Raw genomic sequence first — 21,566 nt, 5'->3', positions numbered from 1 at the left:
ATTAGACAAGCTCCTTTCCGGTTACCTTTTTAAATACTTCACCCAGCGTCGGGAAATCCGTCCTGATATCAATGACACTCGTATCGAACAGCGCTTCTTTCAACAGACCTTGATTTTCCACATCCCGTCCCACAGTTCTGATGCCGCCGTCTTCATAAGTGAGATGCACTTCATTCCTTTTATATCTGTGCCGCAGATCTTCCGGCGAACCCGTTTCTTTGATGACACCTTCATATAGAAATGCGACTTTGTCACACAGCCTCGTTGCTTCATCCATATTGTGTGTCGTCAGCATGATTGTCGTTCCGTCATTTTTCAGCTCTTCCAGCATTTCATGGATTTTCTCTGTTGTAGTAGGATCGAGGGCACTGGTCGGTTCATCCAGAAACAGCACATCCGGTTTATGCAGCACCGCTTTACACAGCATCACACGCTGCTTCATCCCTTTGGAAAGCTTTGACACTCTCTTTCCCTTCTCTTCCAGCAGCCCGACTTTACCCAGCACTTCATCCACCACATTTTTAGGTGCATTGTATAATTTTCTGTACAGTTCCAAGTTGTCACCGACTGTCAGCCGGTCATATAACGATGTTTTGTCAGATAAGATACCGAGGTGCTTTACATATGACGTCTTTTTAAAATGCTTGTCTGTCGTCCCGTTCACTTCTATATTGCCGCCGGACGATTTAAATTCGCCCGTCAGCAGTTTTATCGTCGTTGTCTTCCCCGACCCGCTCGGTCCGAGCAGCCCGAACACTTCACCTTTATCCACTTCAAAATCGATTCCTTTTAATGCATGTTCCACACCAAATGTCTTCTTCAGTTCTTTTACATGTATCATTTGAATTCCCTCCAATTTTTCGGTTGTTTTTGTTGTTAATTCAAGATTACACGCAAAATAAAAACACCGCGATATAATCACGGTGAGTTGTGGCTGACGCTTTTTCAATTGTGTCGAAACGCCTTCAGATGACCCTTTAAATGTCGGATTGTACTCATTCCGCCTGAACTGTACCTTGAAATGTACCGCTTCAGGCTGAAGTGTTACAGCGATTTTGCCTTCCGTCCGAAAATGACCATAAAGAATATAAAGCTGATAATGAGCCAGACAATCAATATGAGGTGAGGCACTGCCAAGGCGCCTTCTTCAATGAATTTGACCTGGTAGACAGGCGTCAGTTCAAAAAACTGTCTGACCATATTCGTCTCATCCTGAATCAGAAGTTCGATATACGGTGCCATCGCAAACACGAAAAGTATGATCATGATGAACAATGAAGATGACGCCACCGAGTTTGACAGCATGCCGAATCCTGCAGAGAGGAAGAAAAAAAACAGCCAGAGGAGCATCATCGCAGGAACTCCCCCGAGGCTCATCACCTCGGTATAGCCGACAATGATTAGATTGATGCCGAGTATTACAAACGTGATGACGAACAGCAGCAATGCCTTCCCCATCATATTCGCTGCCATGTCCTTTTTACTCGTGATCATATGGTCCATTGTGCCGTACTCATTCTCTTCTGCCAGCAGCCCCATCAGGACCGCACCGAGGGCGGAAGCGAACGTGATTCCGATAATGACATTGATGACGATGAAAGGAACGGTCTGCCCCTCTACCGTATCTATCTGCCGGAACATCAGCGTCATGAGAAGCGGCAGCAGGACACTGGTCAGCATGGACATGTTCAATAATATTTCTTTAGCATTCATTTTGAAAACAGCGATTACTTTATGTCCCATAATAAACCTCTTCTTATAGTGTGATTAGACGTTCCTGAATTTCATTGTATTTTGTGCGGGATAATGGAATCTTGGATTCTTCAGGATTTTCAATAACAACAGAGTAAGTATTTTTAGACCACGTAATGATCTCTCTGACTTTATGCAGATTAACAATGTAAGAACGGTGGCACCTGTAAAAACCATGGCTGCCGAGTTTCTTTTCGGCTTCCTGCAAAGTCGATTCCATAACAAACTTTTCCCGGGAAATATTTATGAATACTTTTCCTTCGTTGCTTTCCAAATACTCTATATCACTTATATTAACAAACAATGTCTTATCTTCCGCTTTTACTTTTATTTTGCTTATATGACTGTCATTATCTGCCGGTGAGTCATCCTCCGTTTCGACTTCCTGCAGACCGTACTGAGTCAGACGCATGATTTCAGGCTGAACAAGAAAGGCATCCTCCGTTTTGGTGACCGCAACCACTATACTTTTCCCCTGGTCGTTCAGCTGTTCTTTCAATTTATGGAACAGATGTATATTTTCTCTGGTCGCCTGAAAGAAAGGTTCTATAAATAATATATGTTTCTGTTCACACAGCAGGCTGTATACGAAACCGAGCCGCTGATTCAATTCATCACCCGCATCGGCAAGCCTGGTTTTTCCGGCATCTTCGAGTTTGAATTGTTTCATCAAATCATCGATATTGAACTTCCGGTCGTACCATTTGTTATAAAATGAAATGTGATCTTTTATATTAAGACGTTTATATACCGGTATATTTGTCCTGACAACATTGAACGATTTTGGATCCGACGCTTCTTTCAATCGGTTCAAATACTCAAAAGACATCTGGATTGCTTTTGTACCGCCCGCTTCAAAATTTATGTAATCGGCACTCTCTGTACCGATAATTTCACTGACATTAATTTTCATGCCGTATCACTTCCTTCGCCTTCCATTATATTAAAATTAAGCCTAAAGAACTATTATTACAAGAGAAAACGCATTCATTTAGATTTCGAGACTTTAACTCTTTATTTCTTTCTCAACATATTGTATTATAAAGTTACAGTTAGTTACATTATGTAATTAAATAAATTAATGTTATTCGGAGGAAAGATTTATGACTAAAATTGGTATTATTGTAGGAAGTACACGCGAAGGCCGGGTGAGCGTCCCTGTTGCAGAATGGGTTAAAGAGTTTGCTGAAAAACAGAACACAGACGCACAATTTGAAGTCGTTGATATTAAAGAGTTCGGTTTAGACCGTTTCAACGAAAAATTACCGCCGGCTATGGCAAACAAAGAGTACTCCAACGAAAAAATTACTGCATGGTCTGAAAAAATTGATGAGTTGGACGGTTTCATTTTCGTGACACCTGAATATAACAATAACATCACTTCATCATTGAAAGACCATATCGACTACATCGCTTCCGAGTGGAACAACAAAGCGGCAGGTATCGTGAGCTACGGTTCAACACTGGGTATGTATGCTTCACTTGCACTGCGCAACACGCTTGGAAACTTAAGAATGGCGATCGTTTCACCGCAGGGTGCTTTCAGCCTGTTCACAGACTTTGAAGAAATGACTACTTTCAAGCCTGCAGAAGTTCATAATGCGACTATGGAAGCATTGGTCAACGATGTTGTAAATTGGTCAAAAGCTCTTAAAACAGTACGTTAATCTCTGATTAACATTTCTAATATAGAAGGCCTGCATAAATGAATGTCATTTATGCAGGCCTTTTTTTGTTTAAAATCCGAACTGTGCTTCTTTTTTTGCCGTCACTTCTTTAAATGTCTCTGATAATACCATCGTATCATCGATCAACCTGTCCAGACGCAGATGGACATCATCCCCCTGCAGTTCTCCTTCAATAAAGTTCGTATCCAGTATGAATACATATCTTGGCACTATATTGGCCTTCAAATAACTCAGAACCGGTTTATAGTTGTATTCCGGGATTAAGAAGTGCTTGTCGGAGCCAGCTGTGATGAGCATACTGACGGTTTTACCTTCAAGTGCATTCTGCGGCAGAAGATCGAATATATTTTTCAGCGCCGCAGGCATAGAAGCCTGGAAAATCGGACTGCCGATAAAAATGACGTCCGCATCCATGATTGTCGTTAATACATCTGTTGCGTCGCCGCCGTAATCCAGATAATTTCTGCCATCGGCAAACGGCAGATCCACATCCTGCAGATTGATATAGTTTATCGTTTCACCACTGTACTGTGCTTTCAGCTTTTCCTTAAGCAAAGTTGTCGCGGTTCGTGTCTTGTTTCCTGCATTCGAGCCGGATAATACTAATATATTCATTACAACTATTCTCCTTTAGTCTGTTTGGTATATTTCTTAACTTCCGGTACCACTTTTTCACCCAATAAGTCGATGGTCCTTTTGACATTATCAATGGACACGCCGCCAAAATCTATCTGGGCGATATAACGGTCATGATTGAACATTTCATGCTGGTAAAGAATCTTCTCTACAATATGTTCCGGCGAGCCCACGTTGATGACACTCTTTACATCCTGCCCCTGGGCGAACGCCTCTTTGGGAAAGCCCTGTCCATTGGACAATTTCATGCCCTCATTGATATGAGGATAATATTCCCTGTAGGCATCCATCATATTTTCCCTGATATACAGGAATCCTGCTGTTGCAACCGGCAGATTGTCCGGGTCAAAGCCATTTTCAAAAGCCGTCTGACGGTACAGGTCAATTCTTGATTTAAACGCTTCAGCCGGTCCCCCGAGATGCGCCTGATACATTGGCACACCGATTCGTCCCGCCTTCTGTGCGGATGCAAGGGAACCACCGACAGCCCGCCATATCGGCAGTCCTTCCTCATTGTTTTCCGGACGCGGTATCACCTGTGCATCCTTCAGCGGTGCTCGGAATTCACCGTTCCAGTTCACAGTCTTATTTTCATTTATTTTTAAAAACAGTTCGAATTTTTCTTCAAACAGCGCTTCATAGTCATTCAGGCTGTATCCGAGCAGTTCATAAAGACCGACACGCGACGCTCTCCCTGCGACGACTTCCATACGGCCGTCAGACAGAAGATCGATCGTCGAGGCATCTTCAAATACCCGGACCGGGTCCGAAGTACTGATGATTGTCGAACCTGATGAGATTTTTATTTTACTCGTCGCCTGCGCAACTGCAGAAAGCAGCACCAGATGCGCCTGAGATACGAAATGCTCCTGATGGGACTCTCCGACCTGGAATACATCAAGGCCGGCATCTTCAGCCATTTTCGCAGCTTCTACAATTTCCTTCAGCCGCCGGCTTGCCGGAATCAGTTCTCCCGTATGCGGATTCGGCATATGTTCCCCGAGGGAGTACAATCCGATTTCCATGCCTTTTGAGCGGTCTATCTCAGGCATAACATGAGGATTTTTATTTTCCATACCGTCACTCTCCAAACTTTAGTATCTCAAGTATACTTAAACCGTTTGTAATTTCCCAATATATTGTTTATGTAATTAGTATGAATTAAAAACAGCTAAATTTAAAGCCTGATCCATATAAAAACAGGGAAGAAAATCTCTCGATCAAGATTTTCTTCCCTGCCCTATGTTCAGCTGAGTCTGCGCCAGCCGTTACCGTTCTTATTGGATTACAAATGCTTCACTCTGCTCGTTGACGAAAGTCATCTCAACATTTGATGTCAATACATCAGTGTATGTATATGACACTCTTTCAAAATTGTGTTCTTCTTGATCAAGCTCTACTACGAAAACAGAAGGATATGTTTCTCTGAGAATACCATGTCTTTCTATTAACTTCTTACGGCCTCCGTTGGCACGAAGAATAACGCGATTACCTAATTGACAATCAAGAATCTTTTTGATGTCGACTAAAGATTTTGGCATTTGGCCCACCTCACTAGGTCTATTATAGCAAGTTTACATAACTTTGTCAAAAATTTGTTAAAATCAGTCGACCTTATACGAACTTTAAGTTCGGAAAGTTTTCTAACTTACGGTATATCGCTGCAAAATCTTCAATCGATAAACTTTCTCCCCGTCTTACAGGGTCGATTCCTGCATCATCCAGCAGCTCGTTTATCTCGGGTTTATGCTTTTTACCATTCTCAAACAGAGACAGGTAATTGTTGAGGATTGTTTTTCTTCGCTGCACAAATGCGCCTCTTGTGAGCCTGAAAAATTTCTCCTCGTCTTCCACTGCCACTTTCGGTTCTTCCCTGGTCTTCATCTCCACTATTATCGAGTCGACATTCGGCGCCGGCATAAATACGGCCTTCGGTACGTTCTGGACCGTTTTGGCATCCGTATAGTAGTCGATGGCAATGGATAATGAACCGTATGCCTTCGTTCCCGGCACCGCACTGATCCGTTCACCGACTTCTTTTTGCATCATTACATAATAGCGGTCAATCGGCACATTCTTCATCAGGAAGTTCATCAGAATAGGTGTTGTAATGTAATAAGGCAGATTGGCGATGACCACAACCTCTTTGTACGATGCCATCTCCTCCCCTATCATTCCACGGACATCCGCTTTTAAAATATCTTCATTGATAATTGTGACATTGTCATATGGCCCCAACGTATCGTTCAGTACCGGAATCAACCTCTGGTCAATTTCATAGGCCACCACTTTTCCGGCTCTTTTGGCAATCTGTTCGGTCAGTGAGCCGATGCCCGGTCCGACTTCGATCACTGCCGTATCTTCATTGATCTCAGCTTTGTCCAGCACTTTATGGATAACGTTCGCATCAATCAGAAAGTTCTGCCCAAGACTTTTTTTAAATGTGAAGCCGTGTTTTTGTAATATTTCTTTAGTTCTCGATGCTGTTGCGATATCTTTCATATCATTCATCCTCTTTCAGCTCTGACAATATAGCCGTCACTCTGTCTTTTCCTATTCTGTACCTGTTCAGTTTATTCCTCAGCTGCTTTGCATTTGCATAGCCGATATTCAGCTGTCGGGTCAAGTACTCCCGTCGGGTTTTTGAATTGCCGATACCGCTCAGCCGCCATGACTGCATGTCCTGTACTGATATTTCTTCATCCTGCACCTGATGATTGACAAGTACATTTTTAAGGGCGCTCTGTATCGTTTCAATCGAAGCATGCTCTATTCCTATGCCCCGTTTACTCTTTGCAGCTTCCCTCGAAATAAAAGCCTCTTTTATATCCGGAAATCTTTCCAGAATCGTATTTCTGATTTTATGTCCGGGAAAATCGGGATCCGTCAAAATGATGGCACCTCTGGTGGCCATTGCCACTGAGATTTCCTGCATTGTTCTTTCATTGATGGCTGAACCGTTTGTTTCAATCGTTTCGCATATCAATGCCTCTTTCAATCTCCGGGTGTCATCACGGCCCTCGACTATTATTATTTCATTTATAACTGGTTTATCCATAAGTTAACTCCTTCGGACATTATCATAACATAATATTTCACAGCTCTTATCAATTTATGGCAGATGAAAAAAGCTGAGAGAATCTCTCAGCTTCGTCATTTGAAATTGAACAGCCTTTCAGCATTTTGCGTCGTAGCTTTGGCAAACGCTTCGTAGGACATATCCCTCAGCTCTGCTATTTTTTCGGCAACGAGTTTGACGTAAGAAGGTTCATTGCGCTTACCTCTGTATGGATGCGGCGTCAGGAACGGTGCATCCGTTTCAACCAGCAGCTTTTCAAGCGGAACGTGGACGGCTATATCTTTCGGCAGCTGTGCATTTTTGAAAGTGACCGGACCGCCGAGTGAGATATGAAAGTTCATGCCGATCACTTCATCCGCCGTGTTCTCGTCCGCACTGAACGCATGCATGATACCGCCGATTTCTCCGGCATTTTCCTCTTTTAAGATCTCCACACAGTCTTCTGTCGACTCCCTGTTGTGGATGATGATCGGAAGTTTTACACGTTTCGCGAGAGCAATCTGCTTTTTGAACACTTCTTTTTGAATGGACTTCGGTGATTTGTCCCAGTGATAATCCAGGCCGGTTTCACCGATTCCGACGATTTTTTCATGTTTCGATAACTCTTCAATCCAGTCCAGGTCGGCATCTGTGCAATCCACCGCATCGACAGGATGCCACCCGATGACACCGTAGACATCCTCATGTTCATCAATCAGTTTCATCGTACGCTCGATGGTTTTACGGTCAAATCCGACAACAACCATCTTTTCAACGCCGGCCTCTCTTGCCCGCTCAATCACATCATCGAGGTCTTCATCATAATGATCTGCATTCAAATGTACATGTGTATCAATCAGCAAAAGAATTCACTCCTTATTTTACGATGCTGCCGTTTTCTATGCCGTCAGGTACGCTGATCAGTGTCAGACGGTTGTCTTTTTCAGCTGTTAATATCATACCTTCAGACAGCTCACCGCGCAGTTTAACCGGTTCAAGGTTGGTGACGGCAAGCACTTTTTTACCGATGATATCTTCCGGTTCATACTGTTCTCTGATTCCGGAGACGATCTGACGCTGCTCCTCGCCGAGATCCACCTGTATTTTCAGCAGTTTATCCGCATTTTTAACACCTTCGGCATTGATAATTGTACCGGCTTTGATTTCAACTTTGTCAAAGTCACCGATGTTGATGCGTCCGGAAGTTAAATCTTCCGGCTCTTCCTCTTCATCCTGTTTAGGCGGCTTCATGGAACTCTTGATATGCTCAACTTCGCTTTCGACATCCAGACGTGGATAAATCGGCTTCGGTTTATTGATGACTTCGCCGGCAACCTTGATACGGCCGTACGTCTTGATTGAATCATATTCTTCAAGTGTTTCATCCACCATGTTCAGCTGCCTGAAAATTTCTTTCGGTCCATGAGGCAGATACGGTTTCAGCAGTATTGCCGCAATACGGATATTCTCAGCCAGATGCACCATCACATTACCGAGTTCTTCCTTCTTACTCTCATCTTTTGCGAGAACCCACGGCGTCGTTTCATCAATATACTTATTTGTTCGGCTGATGATTGTCCATGTGGCCCTGAGTGCTTTATTGAACTCGAGAGATTCCATGGCATCCTCATAAGCCTGGACATTTTCCCTGACGACAGCTTCAAGGTTTTCATCAAATTCATTGATATGACCTTTATATTCAGGCAGCTCGCCGTCAAAATACTTATTGATCATGGAAAGTGTCCGGTTGACCAGATTTCCAAGGTCATTCGCAAGGTCGAAGTTTGTACGGTCGACGAACGATTCCGGTGTGAACACACCATCTGAACCGAAAGGCACTTCTCTCATCAGGTAATAGCGCAGCGCATCGAGGCCGTACCTCTCAACGAGCGTATTCGGATAGATGACGTTCCCTTTGGATTTGGACATCTTGCCGTCCTTCATCAATAACCAGCCGTGACCCATCAGTTTTTTAGGCAGCGGCAAATCAAGCGCCATCAGCATTACCGGCCAGTATATCGCATGGAACCTGACGATTTCCTTACCAATCATCTGGACGTCGGCCGGCCAGTATTTATGAAATAAAGTTTCGTCATCCGAGCCGTAGCCAAGTGCGGTGATATAGTTCGTCAGTGCATCAATCCATACATAGACTACATGTTCAGGATTGGATTTGACAGGAATTCCCCAGTCAAATGTCGTTCTTGATACTGCAAGATCTTCAAGTCCCGGCTTGATAAAGTTATTCAGCATTTCATTTTTACGTGAAGCGGGCTGGATGAATTCGGGATTGTCTTCATAGTACTGAACAAGCCTGTCCGCATACCTGCTCATCTTAAAGAAGTAACTTTCTTCTTTAAGCAGTTCGACTTCATGGCCGCTCGGCGCAACACCGCCTGTCATTTTTCCATTATCGTCCCGGTAAACTTCAGCAAGCTGGGATTCCGTAAAGAACTCTTCATCTTCAACTGAATACCACCCTTCATATTCACCGAGATAAATATCGCCCTGCTCCAGCAGCTGCTCAAAAATCTTCTGGACCGCTTTTTTATGAACATCATTGGTTGTACGTATGAACTGGTCGTTTGTAATTTCCAGCAGTGACCATAACTTCTTCATATCATCCGCCATTTCATCCACATATTTCTGAGGAGACACATCCATTTTCTCAGCTTTGTTCTCTATTTTCTGACCGTGTTCATCAGCACCTGTCAAATAATAAACATCATACCCCCGCATGCGTTTATATCTCGCCATAACATCACATGCAATTGTTGTATATGCATTTCCAATGTGCAGCTTCCCACTCGGATAATATATTGGCGTTGTTATATAAAAAGTTGGTTTTTCCATGCCATTGCCTCCTAATTGTTCATTAGTTAAATATATCTAATTTTGAAGTAATTTTCAATTGCCGCGGTATAATTGTTGGCAACATGAAAACCTTCTGTGCTATAATCATCTGTATCTTAAGACCTACCATTTTCAAACAAAAAAAGATATATTTTTATTTCTATATTTAATAAACTTAATTATGAAAGTAGTGTCTTAATATTATCATTCCCATAACATACAGCCTAGAATCTTCATGAGGAACAGGAGTAAGGAGGAACTCATATGAAGTCAACTGGTATCGTGCGCAAGGTCGATGAGTTAGGACGTGTAGTCATCCCTATAGAGCTGCGACGCATTCTCGATATCGAAGTGAAGGATGCTTTAGAAATATATACGGATGATGATACGATCATTCTGAAGAAGTATAAACCATCTATGACTTGTGATATTACAGGCGATGTCTCCGATAAAAACATGAGACTTGCCGAGGGCCGGATCATTTTAAGTGAAGAAGGCGCCAACATGCTTATAAAAGAGATTCAGGATAAAATGTCTGATGATTAAAAACCATGCCGGAAACCTTATGATTTCCGGCTTTTTTTGTGTCTCAATCATGATAAATATCATAGACTTCCTGCTTTTTCATACCTTTTATATCAGCGACCATCTTGATCGCCTTCGTCGGCTTCATGCCATCTTCTATAAACTGGTTCACATGTTCCTTGATCGGTGTATCACTGACCATCTCTTCTTCTTCATATCCTCTGATGACAATCACGAATTCCCCTTTTAAAGGAATTTCCTCATCCAGCATGTCATATATTTCCCTGACACTGCCCCGGCGGTGCTGTTCAAACTTTTTGGTGATTTCCCTTGAAATGCTCACTTCACGCGCTTCATCAATATCCAGCATACCTTTAATCGTCTGCTTCAATTTATGAGGCGATTCATATAATACCGAAGTCTGGGGATGATACATGATCTGTTTCAACTTATCATTTTTCTTGCTTCCCGTCTTAGGAAGAAATCCGAAGAACGTGAATTCAAATGAAGGGATGCCGCTCGCAACGAGCGCAAGTGTAAATGCCGATGCGGAAGGTATTACGGCGTATTCCAGGTCTGCCTCCTGCATCTTTCTGATGAGCTCGTAGCCGGGATCTGAAATGACCGGCATGCCTGCATCACTGACAAGTGCGAAGACAGTTCCTTCCTTCATCTCACTGATGATATCATCTTCGACCTGATCCTTATTATGATCATGGTAGGAGCGAAGTGGCGTTGTAATGTCAAAGTGATTTGTCAGTTTCCGGGTCAGTCTCGTATCTTCGCATAAGATGACGTCAGCCTCTTTCAAGGTCCGGACTGCGCGGACGCTCATATCATCCAGGTTGCCAAGCGGTGTGCCGGTTATATAAAGGTTCATGATTTTCCTCCTCTGATCAAAATCAATTTTTCACGCCTTGAAAGCTTCTTGATCTCTATCTCCCTTCTCATCGCATCACTCTTCGAATCAAAGGTTTCCTGATACTTCAGCTTTACCGGACGTTTATTCCTCGTATATTTCGCTCCTGTACCGAGGTTGTGTTTTTTCACCCTCGCCTCGACATCTCTTGCATAGCCGGTATAGAGGGTGCCGTCAATGCACTCGACAATATAAATATGATAATTAACCATAGTAGACCTCTAGCATTGCCTTTGAGTACTTATTGTCCGGGCCGTATATATAAAAAGGCTGCAGTATATCAACATAGGCCTGAGAATGAAATGCCGCTTCCAGCACGACGAACATCGCAGTCCGAGACGCCGGATCATTATAGACAAACTGTTTCTTTTTTACCCGGAAGCCGTTTTGCATCAGCTGATATGTGACTTCTTCACTCCGCTCTGCACGGTGCACCATATAGAGCCGGCCTTTATTTTTAATGAGGTAGCGGGCTGCCGCAATTATCCCTTCAAGATCGATCATGACTTCGTGTCTTGCGATACTGTGCGGGCCGAGAGTCTTTAGTGGCTGGTCATTCGTAAAGTATGGCGGGTTGACGGTAATGACATCGTATGACGAGTGCTCAAAATGCGACTTTATATTTTTAATATCAATATTATGAATGGTAAGCATGGACGATTTTTCATTCAGATCAAATGAGCGTTCGGCCATATCCACCAGCACTTCCTGGATTTCCACCGCGTCTATCGGCAGGCTGGTCCTGTGGGAGAGGAGCAGCGGGATGATGCCATTGCCTGAACATAAGTCCATGATCTTTTTATCCCGTTTCGTGATCTTCGTGAAATCAGCAAGCAGCAGAGCATCCACGGAAAAAGAAAATACCGATCTGCTCTGAATGATTTGCATCGATTCACGGAAAAGCTCATCCAGTCTTTCCCCATCTTTTAACAATTCCTTCACCTCTGTTGACATAAGAAAAGCGGCATCAGCCGCTTTTCCAGTTATGTTTGATTTATGAAACCCTGACAGAAGAGACACTCTTCACCATGTCTGTGTGTACCAAAATGTACGTTGCAGATATGGAAACCTTCATCATACAAATTTTTTAAAGTGTTTTGTTTGAAAGAGGCATCAGGTTTTGTTTTTGCATTGTTCACCAATGTTTCGTAATGTTCTTTTTCCATCTGTAAGCTGACATTCTCTTCAACCAGCTTAACTGCATGCACCTTGATCGATTCAAGGTTTTCCTGCATGTTTTGAAGATCATTCTCAAGCTTACTGATATGATTGAAAAGCTGTTCGCGGTCCATTATGAAAAACCACCGTGGGGAGCCGTTTCCTCCAGCTCATCATAATGATATTCCTGAATATAGTCGTCCTTATATTTCACCTGGACAACCAGATCCAGAATATTCATGCCGATGACTTTGCCTTTGCCGTTCGGGGTATCGACCATTTCACCGACATCGGGCATTTTATTCCTTGTATCCTCATAGTACTGATCTTCATAATTCAGGCAGCACATCAGTCTGCCGCATGCTCCTGAAATTTTTGTCGGTGACAGGGAAAGATCCTGATTTTTCGCCATCTGGATGCTGACCGGTACGAAATCACCGAGAAAAGTCGAGCAGCAGTGTGCCCGGCCGCATGGGCCGATACCGCCTAAATATTTAGCTTCATCACGAACACCGACCTGTCTTAATTCGATGCGTGTTTTAAACCGTGTGGCAAGCACTCTGACAAGTGATCTGAAATCCACACGTTCATCAGCAGTAAACTTGAAAATGAGCTTTTTATCGTCAAGCGTATACATCGCGTTGACGATGTTCATATCCAGCTTTTCCTCCACGACGGACTTTTTGCAGAATTGTAATGCATCCGCCGCCTTGGATTCATTTTCATGATATTTTTTTAAATCGCTGTCATCTGCGAATTTTATAAATTGACCGTCCGGTTCAACTATATTATCTTTTGGTATTTCATATGTGCCTTTGACGACACGCAGCAATTCCTTCCCGCGCTTTGTCTCGGCAATAATGTAATCATCTCTTTTTACAGATGCTTTACTGCTGTCTATATAAATATTACTAAAGTAATCTAATTGAGTCGCAGTCATGAGTTTTATCATAATTCATCAACCTTTCGAAATGATAACCATTCCCTCAAATGCGAGCATCGGGTGTACATTGAATTGAATCATCTTATTGGCCTGTTCTATTTCATCCAGCATATTGGTCAGATGATTCACACCGATGATATTATCCACTTTGACGCCTTCTTTAAACGGTTCGAATATGTCGAGCTTCAACTTCGAATGCAAGGCCTGGCGCACATAGCCATCTATCAGCTGCAGCAGCAGCGAATAGTCCCGCCGTTCAGCACAAAGATCCAGCATCGGTTTAATATCCAGCAGCACGAGAGAGTGGCCATTTATCCATTTGGATGAAAATTCAGCCGCCGCACTTCGCAGTTTTGTGAAATTCTCGCCTGTATCTTTTATATGCTGTGCATTGAGAGACAGTACATCTAACGTCTGCAGATCCGCTTCTGATAAATATTCCAGTTCTTTCAGGCGGTCGCTGCTCTGCCCTTTAATATGGACGTGCTGGGCCCTGGAATGAATAGTCGGCAAAATGTTGCTTTTATCGATTGTCAGTAAAATTGCTATTGTTTTCTCGGGCGGCTCCTCCAAAAATTTGAGGAGGCTGTTTTCAGCCTGCGGGGTCAGCTTGTCAAAAGCCTCTATAATATATACTTTATATTCTGATTCTGTCGGCTTGTTGTTCATCACATGCATCAGTTCACCGACCGCTTCTTTCTTTATCGAGTTTTCATCAGTGTGCAGATAATAGAAATCCGGATGATTCCCCTCTACCAGCAAAGACTGGTTGCGCGGTGTGTCTCCGAATATGTTCAATGCGAAAAACATGCCATATCTTCTCAATGTCTCCAGAGTATCGCCTTCGAACATATATGTGTGACTTAGCCGTTTATTTTGAATGGCGTTCAAAAGATAGCTTTCCGTCGTCTGATTAATATCCATCTATATTTACTTTAAAATCTTTCAAATTGCTCTATTGGTAATACAAATACCGTCGCACCGCCGACTTCAACTTCCACAGGATATGGAATATAGGAATCCGCATTGCCGCCCATAGGCGTCACAGGCGCAACCGTCTGTTCTCTGTTACCGCATGTATCATCGATTAAATTCAACAGATCATTCACACGCTCATCGTCCACACCACACAGGAATGTCGTGTTCCCTGCACGCAGGAAACCGCCTGTAGATGCGAGTTTTGTATTTCTGAAATTTGCTTTTGTCAGTCGATCCGTCAATCTCTGGCTATCATGATCTTGCACAATTGCTATTACCATTTTCATGATTTGTCACCTCTATGATTCATATATTTTTCTATTATACTATAGGTATCCTTGAACACATCTTCAATATTCTGATCTGCATCCACGACTTTGATGCGGTCCGGATAATTTTCAGATAACTTATTATACCCTAATACCACATCTTTATGAAACTCCAGTGTTTCTTTATCCAGACGGTTGCTGTCACGTTCATTGTCCTGAATCCTGCTCAGTCCGATTTCCGGTGAAAGCTTCAAATATATCGTCAGATCCGGCATATGATTTTCGATCGCAAACTTGTTGACCTGCATGATTTCATCCATACCGAGATTTCTGGCATAGCCCTGGTACGCAAGGGAACTGTCGATGAAACGGTCGCATAAGACGATTTTCCCATCATTCAGGGCAGGTACAACTTTTTCCACCAGATGCTGGCGTCTCGCCGCCGCGAATAATAATGCCTCTGTACGGCCGTCCATGTCATTCTCATTTGCGAGCAGTATATCCCTGACTTTTTCACTGATCGGGATGCCGCCCGGCTCACGGGTGACCATCACGTCATTCGTATCTTCGAGTGCTTCACTCAGCATTGATATAATGGTTGTTTTTCCAGAGCCTTCCGGACCTTCAAAAGTAATAAAAATCGTCATGTGTCATCCTCAACTTTATAGCATTCTATATTGTCTTCTATGCCTTCCATTTTAACATGATAATACCTTTTGTGTATTATAGTTTTAACGATGTCATGTGTAAAATGTTCGCCTGCATGTATAATCGGCACTCCCGGAGGATACGGCACCACCGTTCGTACGGCTTCTTTTCCTATGAGAAAACTTAAATCTTCACCACGGACGAGAGCGGGGTCCGTTCCGTCATATGATAATTTATCCAGCCTTTCAAACAATGAAGACAGCGGGTAGCCGTGTCCTACATGAAATAAAGGCAGACACCAGAGCACCCCTTCATCTGTCACCATTTCTGAATAGATATGTGCCTCATCCAGTATGTCAATTAGCTGATAAGGTGACATACCCTCTCTGTTAATAATGATTTTGGCGGGGTCATCACTTTCTATGACCGTAAAATCAAGTGACTGCAGATAATCCATTATTTCAAGTCTTCTGTCATAAAATTCAGTATGTACAAAATCATTATAAAACTGATGGGCGAGTTCTATCGATGCCAATATCAAATAGGAAGGGCTCGACGTTTCAAAGTAGTCGATGTATTTCATCATCGTCCTGTGCAGCTGACGGTCATTTGTAAATACGGCTGAGGCACCCGTGAGGGCAGGCAGCATCTTATGATACGACTGTACGACGATATCCGCCCCGTAATTCATCGCTGAAGGCAGAAATCCCGGTGCGATATCGTTATGAGCACCGTGGGCTTCGTCGACGATGACGGCCGCCCCTCCAGCTCTTGATTTTTCAATGATGTGTGCCAGGTCTTTGATACCATCGCCGCTGTATGTCGGATATGTAAGGATGAGGGCTTTATTCTTCAATTCCATCGTCAATATCTCTTCTGATGATTTCTTTTGAAATGATGCCCCGGTAAGGTCCAGACCATGATAAACGGATTTATGGGCATCGTCAATGACCACAAATTGATCCACCTTATCCTTAAGGGCATAAATGGCTGATAAAATACCTGTCGTCGTGCCGTTCACCACAGCCTGTGCCATATATCCCGGATATTTTCCGGATAAAAACTCATTCAGTTCAAGCAGGACCCCTTCAGGGGAATGCAGATCATCCAGCCCCGTAATCTCTGTCATATCATCCATCCAGTTCAACCTGTCCAGGTTTCCGACGGTCATGTTTTTATGGCCGGGCACATGCATGGATATGGCCGGAGCGCTTCTTAATTCGTTCAGTTTATTTATCAAACGCATTCAATCACCTTTCAACCATCTGTTAATATATTTTTATAAAACGGATCTTTTCCTATAAAAATGGTACGGTCACATAGTTCCCTGATTTCTGTCATATCATGCGAAGTATAGATGATCAACGCCCCTTTGCCGGCAAGTCCTTTTAAAAATTTACCGATTTCAATCCGCGATTTAAGATCTATGCCGGACGTCGGTTCATCCAGCAGCAGCAGTTCCGGCTCGTGTATGAGGCTGATGGCCAGGTTCAGTTTCCGTTTCATACCGCCGGACAGCCGGCTCACTTTTGTATCATATTTTTCCAGATGCAGTTCTGACAGCAGATTTTTCAATTCGGGAACAGACCGGTTTTCATGGGAAAGCTTTTCAAAAAAACGCATATTTTCTATTACGGAAAGCTCTTCCCACAATTCGATCTCCTGAGGGACATACCCTATTTTCCTGCGCAGTTTTTTATAATTTTTCCCATAGCTTTGTTCATCTATATACACTTCACCGTCAGTCGGCCGGTTCAATGTCGCAATAATTCTCAGCAGTGTGGACTTGCCCGCGCCGTTTTCTCCGACGAGACCGATGATTTCTCCCCGGTCCGCCTGCATATTGAAATCTTCAAGCACCGGCTCTTTACCGTAACTTTTATATAAAGCATCAACTTTCAACAAGTGCCCCACGCCCTTTCCATACAACGATTATCAGCAGTAAAACAGGCAGCATCAGATTCATGGTCCCGGTCATCAAGGACACCGCCGGATGCAGGTATTCATAAGCCCACCGCACGGCCTGGCCTCCTGCAAGCGGCATCACTATGTGCAGCGCAAGCAGAACGACCGTAACCATCAGGCCGGATAGATACAATCCGAACGGACTTCCGGCAGACACTGCAAGCAGAAAGCCCAATAAGCTGCAAAACATCCTGAACGAAATCAAAGCAAAAAGGCTGACATCCACTCCAAACATTGAATTGATTATAAAGTACGTCGTCAGATCGATCAGCAGCATAACTGCCGTAAACATCATCAGACTGTATAATAAATACGACTTATGAGAGATGGTTGTAAATTTGAATCGATGGCCGATATTGCCATGATATTCCTTATTAATCATATCAAACATGAATACGGACAGCATAATCGTCAAATATGCCCATCCTGTCCACGGATTCAGCATATCATCATAATCTGACGACGATTCAGTGTCCTGGAATGTCAACTCCTGGGTCAATAAATTACTGTCTGTCCGGATGGTCTTTATCGTACTCCCTATTTCCTGTTCTGAAATTGACTGCTCCGGAGCAAATTCATCACGGAGTGAGTAGATTTCCTCATAAACAGCCAGTTCTCCAAGGTATTCCTGCATGAGTGATGCCAGCTGTTCTTTCACCGGCACGTAGAATAGGGACCTGTCTGTATAATGAGCTTCCACTAAATTATCCCTGTCGTTATTTGTCATTTTATTTTCGAAATCTTCCGTCAGTACGAATACACTATCGTAATTATACTGCTCCAATTGATGAATGGCATGATTTTGTTCATTTTCTTTAAACTTATCCAGCCTGATAAACTCACTATTCTCCAGCGAATTCAGTATACCCCTTGTCACTTCTCCCTCTTCGCCCTGAACTACTACTGCAACAGGCACTCTGAAATCTTCACCCGTTTCATTAACTGCAGAAGTAATGAGAATTGTCAGAGCAAGCGGCAGCAACATCCACAGCATCACTTTCCAAAGTACAGGCCTCAGCAACAGCCAGCGTGTTATCAATAAGTTTTTCATCGCACTCTCCGCTCCTTCCACAGACCGGCAGCAATCAGCATCACCGACAGTACAATAATGGAAATGAGCAGCACATCGAGCTCAAATGAAAACCGGCTGCCGAGCATGATCTCCTCTATCCAGTTCAAAGCCTGATAACTAAAACTGAAATCAAAAATAGTTTCAAAATATATCGGGAAGTAAATTCTTGGTATTAAAGCACCGGCAAACAGCAGGACAGAAAAAAGCACCGCAGCCTTGACCAAGAGAGCCGCTTTAAATGAAGGAATCACCCAGTCGATGAGCAGCAATACCAAGGCAAGAGCTGTTATGTATAAACCCATCAGCACAGATACCCTGACAAAATTCTCACCCACAATATACAGGCCGTCGATTTTCGTCACTATGTATAAAAATAAAATGCTCATTAAGACTGTCACAGTAAACGTCAACAGTGTCTTTGCAGTGCCTTCGGCAATATATGTCGCCCCGAACATTCTCATCCTGTTTCTTAATTGCTGCCTCACATCCTGTACAAGTGCCAGATGTGTCACCAGAACCCATATCGATATGATGATGAACATGCCATTGATGATGAAATATTCATACCCTGTGGACATATGGTGGGCGCTTTCCGATTCATCCATCATCGTGTCGCTAGATAAAGTCTGCAGAAAAAAACTGATGAACTGATTCAGCATCAGTTCATTACGCTGATCCGCATCCATGCCAAAATTTTCAGCGTAATGATTGATGGTAAGTATATTCGCCTGAGAACTTCTAATATGCCTCACCACAGTCTCGATCACCTCATTGACCACATGGCTTTCCAGCACACGGTTCGGATTGCCCACCACTTCCAGGCGGCTTTCTTCCCCTTGAATCATTTTCGTGAAAAACTCCGGCGGGAAGACGATGTAGGCAGCGATATCATCATTTTCAATCTGTTCAGATGCTTCCTCGTGCTCAAGTCCCTCAAGCTTCAATCCTTCAGCAACATCCGTCGCTTCCACCAGCAATGAGACCATCTCCTGTGTTTCATCACTGTCATCCAGATTGACTACCCCGACAGAAACAGGCGCCTCCTCATCTGGAGAGAACAATAATGACGCCATCCATATGACAAGGCTGACAAATATTAATGGTGAAATATAAATAAGAGGAAGTGACAGCCACTTCCTCTTCATTCTATTGATGTCATTAGCCAGAAACACGAATATATGCTTCAATGTCTTCATTGCTAATGCACCCTTTCAAATCATTTTATTAAAAACCCTGATTCATACCCGGAACATTCGTCCCCATCCATTCTGTGAACTGTTCGCCGAATTCATTGAAATACTGTTCCAGTTCCGATTCTTCCATACTGCCCAAATCAACAGTATTTTCAGTTTCCGGACGCTCTACCTCATTTAAAGTAGAACCCTCAACGTCAATATTCAAAGCAAAATTATCACGTGTAACCGTCGTACCGTCATCGGCATATAACGTATGGGTTTGTGAAACCTGATCTTCTTCATAAGTTCCTTCCATATCCCAGAACAATGAAACTGTTTCCCCTTCGAAGCCTGTAGGGAAATCAAGTTGGAAGTTAGTCTGTTCAGTATCTACCGATGTTTTGTCCATAGATAAAGCAAATATACTTGAAGAATTCTGCTCACTAAATTCGACATGATCGCTGAAGCCATCTTCAGTCTCATTGAAAGCTGCTTCCATATCAACACTTTCGCCTTCTGATGAAATCGTATAGTTAAACTGCTCCCCTTCGTCACTCACCACTTTTTCCCCGGCTATCTCAATCGGTACAGTTTCTCCAGAATCTACGAATGATCCATTCAGTTCACGCTTAACTATATGATCCCCGTCAGACCAGATTGTTGAAGTCAGACCATCCGGGAATTCCCTGTTGTGGACTTCCTCAGCTTCTTCCCTCAACGCTTCATTAAAATCGCTGATGAACTTCTCGCCTTCCATGTCAGCAGCGTTCATAGTGAATTCCATTCTGATCATCTCCGCCAATTCTTCATCATCAGCAATCTTAGTATACAGGCTGCTTAAAAATTCCTGTATCTGTGTTTCACTCAACTCCATAGTCAATTTTTCGGCACTGATTTCATCATCGCCAACTGTTATGTCCTCACTTTCGGAGCTGAAAGCATCATCGGGAAGCTCCTGACGGATAAATGATGTGTACTCATCCTGTATGTACTCTATATTTTCTTCACTTAAAGATCCTGTAAAGAAATCTGAATAATCCACCTCAGTATCTTCTTCCATAGCTTCAGGCTCCATAGTATTAATGAAAGTGGCTGCATCTGCCTCATTTAAGATAATATATTCTTCGATGAACGGAAATGTAATACCGGCAGTATCCTCATCCAGATATGCAAATATGTCTTCAAAAGAAACCCCTGCTATATTACCTGACATATCTACTGATGAATATTCATTTTCATTATCAAGTTGAGTCTGTAAAATCACTTCAGACTGATTGATCATCTGACCGAGACCCATTTCATTCAAGCTCGGATCATTCACATCCGCTGTCACAGTGTAACCCATCTCCACTGCATTGGTCTGAGTCTGTTCATACCATTCCAATTCACTTTCAAAACGTTCTTCAAAAACTTCCATAAAATAATCAATTTCATCTTTTTCTGCAAGAAGATAGTTATTTTTTGGTGTGTTCATAAAAAACTGGTAAGCTGCAAAACCGCCTATACCAACCAATAACAATAATCCTGCCAGAATACCTAAAATTAATATAATTTTAGATTTACTTCCCATCGCAATTCCCCCAGACAATTAATTTAAATTTATTTAAATGTTACCACATAAAAATTAACATGTATACGCTGATAAAAATACACTATAAATGTTAATGATAAATATCAACTTATAAATCGTCGATTGAAAACCTGGAGAATAACAATATTAATTTAACCAAAAAAAGAGACCGCAAAGGGTCTCTAAAAGTTTGCCTGGCAGCGTCCTACTCTGACGGGACGTCAGTCCAACTACCATCGGCGCTGGAGAGCTTAACGACTGTGTTCGGCATGGGAACAGGTGTGGCCTCTCCGCCATCACTACCAGACAATGTTGCTGTCGACTACATTCGATGTAATCACAGGCTTTGGAATGTTC

General features: G+C 43.0%; 25 protein-coding genes and 1 rRNA gene. 2 read left to right on the top strand and 24 right to left on the bottom strand.

Features of this window, described 5'->3' with window-relative positions; translation table 11 throughout:
• Position 1: 1 nt before the first annotated feature.
• The 3 genes from BLR15_RS09465 to BLR15_RS09455 form a co-directional block, all read right to left on the bottom strand.
• Entirely contained in the window at positions 2 to 841 is an 840-nt protein-coding gene (locus BLR15_RS09465; protein ID WP_092986919.1) for an ABC transporter ATP-binding protein, read from the bottom strand.
• Positions 842 to 1,044: 203 nt separating this feature from the next.
• On the bottom strand, positions 1,045 to 1,743 hold the full coding sequence (locus tag BLR15_RS09460; protein ID WP_092986917.1) for a hypothetical protein: 699 nt from the start codon (positions 1,741 to 1,743) through the stop codon (positions 1,045 to 1,047).
• A 13-nt stretch (positions 1,744 to 1,756) separates the two neighbouring features.
• The gene (locus BLR15_RS09455) at positions 1,757 to 2,665 is read right to left on the bottom strand and encodes a LytTR family DNA-binding domain-containing protein (protein WP_092986915.1); all 909 of its coding nucleotides are present in this window, start codon (positions 2,663 to 2,665) and stop codon (positions 1,757 to 1,759) included.
• A 190-nt stretch (positions 2,666 to 2,855) separates the two neighbouring features.
• On the opposite strand from BLR15_RS09455, the gene BLR15_RS09450 reads away from it, so the two are divergent.
• On the top strand, positions 2,856 to 3,419 hold the full coding sequence (locus BLR15_RS09450) for an NADPH-dependent FMN reductase (RefSeq protein WP_092986913.1): 564 nt from the start codon (positions 2,856 to 2,858) through the stop codon (positions 3,417 to 3,419).
• A 69-nt stretch (positions 3,420 to 3,488) separates the two neighbouring features.
• Here BLR15_RS09450 and BLR15_RS09445 read toward each other — a convergent pair whose 3' ends face one another.
• The 7 genes from BLR15_RS09445 to metG form a co-directional block, all read right to left on the bottom strand.
• Positions 3,489 to 4,055, bottom strand: coding sequence for an NADPH-dependent FMN reductase (locus tag BLR15_RS09445; protein ID WP_092986911.1), 567 nt, complete (start codon positions 4,053 to 4,055; stop codon positions 3,489 to 3,491).
• A 5-nt stretch (positions 4,056 to 4,060) separates the two neighbouring features.
• Positions 4,061 to 5,152, bottom strand: a complete 1,092-nt coding sequence (locus BLR15_RS09440; RefSeq protein WP_407927599.1) for an LLM class flavin-dependent oxidoreductase — start codon at positions 5,150 to 5,152, stop codon at positions 4,061 to 4,063.
• A gap of 201 nt (positions 5,153 to 5,353) precedes the next feature.
• Entirely contained in the window at positions 5,354 to 5,617 is a 264-nt protein-coding gene (gene veg, locus BLR15_RS09435; RefSeq protein ID WP_072710841.1) for a biofilm formation stimulator Veg, read from the bottom strand.
• 73 nt (positions 5,618 to 5,690) lie between these two features.
• Positions 5,691 to 6,587: a 16S rRNA (adenine(1518)-N(6)/adenine(1519)-N(6))-dimethyltransferase RsmA gene (gene rsmA, locus BLR15_RS09430; protein WP_281182377.1), complete on the bottom strand. Its 897-nt coding sequence runs from the start codon at positions 6,585 to 6,587 to the stop codon at positions 5,691 to 5,693.
• Complete coding sequence (gene rnmV / locus BLR15_RS09425; RefSeq protein WP_092986907.1) at positions 6,580 to 7,134, bottom strand: ribonuclease M5; 555 nt, start codon at positions 7,132 to 7,134, stop codon at positions 6,580 to 6,582. The genes rsmA and rnmV overlap by 8 nt, the downstream gene beginning before the upstream one ends.
• A 95-nt stretch (positions 7,135 to 7,229) precedes the next feature.
• Positions 7,230 to 7,997 carry a TatD family hydrolase gene (locus BLR15_RS09420; protein WP_092986905.1) on the bottom strand — a complete coding sequence of 256 codons (768 nt, stop codon included), beginning with the start codon at positions 7,995 to 7,997 and terminating at the stop codon, positions 7,230 to 7,232.
• Positions 7,998 to 8,010: 13 nt separating this feature from the next.
• Complete coding sequence (gene metG, locus BLR15_RS09415; RefSeq protein ID WP_092986903.1) at positions 8,011 to 9,987, bottom strand: methionine--tRNA ligase; 1,977 nt, start codon at positions 9,985 to 9,987, stop codon at positions 8,011 to 8,013.
• Positions 9,988 to 10,251: 264 nt separating this feature from the next.
• Here metG and BLR15_RS09410 point away from each other — a divergent pair, with 264 nt between their 5' ends.
• Positions 10,252 to 10,533 carry an AbrB/MazE/SpoVT family DNA-binding domain-containing protein gene (locus tag BLR15_RS09410; RefSeq protein WP_052254992.1) on the top strand — a complete coding sequence of 94 codons (282 nt, stop codon included), beginning with the start codon at positions 10,252 to 10,254 and terminating at the stop codon, positions 10,531 to 10,533.
• Between the two features lie 43 nt (positions 10,534 to 10,576).
• On the opposite strand, the gene rsmI is transcribed toward BLR15_RS09410, so the two are convergent.
• From rsmI to rrf, 14 genes are all read right to left on the bottom strand, one after another.
• Positions 10,577 to 11,392 carry a 16S rRNA (cytidine(1402)-2'-O)-methyltransferase gene (gene rsmI, locus BLR15_RS09405; RefSeq protein ID WP_176754122.1) on the bottom strand — a complete coding sequence of 272 codons (816 nt, stop codon included), beginning with the start codon at positions 11,390 to 11,392 and terminating at the stop codon, positions 10,577 to 10,579.
• Positions 11,389 to 11,643, bottom strand: coding sequence for a GIY-YIG nuclease family protein (locus BLR15_RS09400; RefSeq protein ID WP_092986898.1), 255 nt, complete (start codon positions 11,641 to 11,643; stop codon positions 11,389 to 11,391). Before BLR15_RS09400 ends, rsmI begins: the two co-directional genes overlap by 4 nt.
• Positions 11,636 to 12,385, bottom strand: coding sequence for a tRNA1(Val) (adenine(37)-N6)-methyltransferase (locus BLR15_RS09395; protein ID WP_245696720.1), 750 nt, complete (start codon positions 12,383 to 12,385; stop codon positions 11,636 to 11,638). Before BLR15_RS09395 ends, BLR15_RS09400 begins: the two co-directional genes overlap by 8 nt.
• 29 nt (positions 12,386 to 12,414) lie before the next feature.
• Positions 12,415 to 12,723: an initiation-control protein YabA gene (locus BLR15_RS09390; RefSeq protein WP_092986894.1), complete on the bottom strand. Its 309-nt coding sequence runs from the start codon at positions 12,721 to 12,723 to the stop codon at positions 12,415 to 12,417.
• Positions 12,723 to 13,541 (bottom strand): PSP1 domain-containing protein, encoded by an 819-nt coding sequence (locus BLR15_RS09385; protein ID WP_092986892.1) that lies wholly within the window; start codon positions 13,539 to 13,541, stop codon positions 12,723 to 12,725. Before BLR15_RS09385 ends, BLR15_RS09390 begins: the two co-directional genes overlap by 1 nt.
• Before the next feature lie 6 nt (positions 13,542 to 13,547).
• Positions 13,548 to 14,456: a hypothetical protein gene (locus BLR15_RS09380; RefSeq protein ID WP_092986890.1), complete on the bottom strand. Its 909-nt coding sequence runs from the start codon at positions 14,454 to 14,456 to the stop codon at positions 13,548 to 13,550.
• Between the two features lie 11 nt (positions 14,457 to 14,467).
• Entirely contained in the window at positions 14,468 to 14,797 is a 330-nt protein-coding gene (locus BLR15_RS09375) for a cyclic-di-AMP receptor (protein WP_092986888.1), read from the bottom strand.
• Positions 14,794 to 15,426 (bottom strand): dTMP kinase, encoded by a 633-nt coding sequence (gene tmk, locus BLR15_RS09370; protein ID WP_092986886.1) that lies wholly within the window; start codon positions 15,424 to 15,426, stop codon positions 14,794 to 14,796. Before tmk ends, BLR15_RS09375 begins: the two co-directional genes overlap by 4 nt.
• Complete coding sequence (locus BLR15_RS09365) at positions 15,423 to 16,673, bottom strand: aminotransferase class I/II-fold pyridoxal phosphate-dependent enzyme (RefSeq protein ID WP_092986884.1); 1,251 nt, start codon at positions 16,671 to 16,673, stop codon at positions 15,423 to 15,425. Before BLR15_RS09365 ends, tmk begins: the two co-directional genes overlap by 4 nt.
• Before the next feature lie 11 nt (positions 16,674 to 16,684).
• Complete coding sequence (locus tag BLR15_RS09360; RefSeq protein ID WP_092986882.1) at positions 16,685 to 17,332, bottom strand: ABC transporter ATP-binding protein; 648 nt, start codon at positions 17,330 to 17,332, stop codon at positions 16,685 to 16,687.
• Positions 17,319 to 18,443 carry an ABC transporter permease gene (locus tag BLR15_RS09355; RefSeq protein WP_092986880.1) on the bottom strand — a complete coding sequence of 375 codons (1,125 nt, stop codon included), beginning with the start codon at positions 18,441 to 18,443 and terminating at the stop codon, positions 17,319 to 17,321. Before BLR15_RS09355 ends, BLR15_RS09360 begins: the two co-directional genes overlap by 14 nt.
• A complete protein-coding gene (locus BLR15_RS09350) occupies positions 18,440 to 19,660 on the bottom strand; it encodes an ABC transporter permease (protein ID WP_092986878.1) in 1,221 nt (406 codons plus the stop codon). The genes BLR15_RS09355 and BLR15_RS09350 overlap by 4 nt, the downstream gene beginning before the upstream one ends.
• A gap of 28 nt (positions 19,661 to 19,688) precedes the next feature.
• Complete coding sequence (locus tag BLR15_RS09345) at positions 19,689 to 21,209, bottom strand: DUF6583 family protein (RefSeq protein ID WP_092986876.1); 1,521 nt, start codon at positions 21,207 to 21,209, stop codon at positions 19,689 to 19,691.
• A gap of 192 nt (positions 21,210 to 21,401) precedes the next feature.
• Positions 21,402 to 21,516 (bottom strand): 5S ribosomal RNA (gene rrf, locus BLR15_RS09340).
• Positions 21,517 to 21,566: the final 50 nt, after the last annotated feature.

This window comes from Lacicoccus qingdaonensis, from assembly GCF_900101075.1.
Lineage (GTDB): Bacteria > Bacillota > Bacilli > Staphylococcales > Salinicoccaceae > Lacicoccus > Lacicoccus qingdaonensis.
Note: the sequence above shows the minus strand (reverse complement) of the source record. Positions and strands in the feature narration are given on the sequence as shown.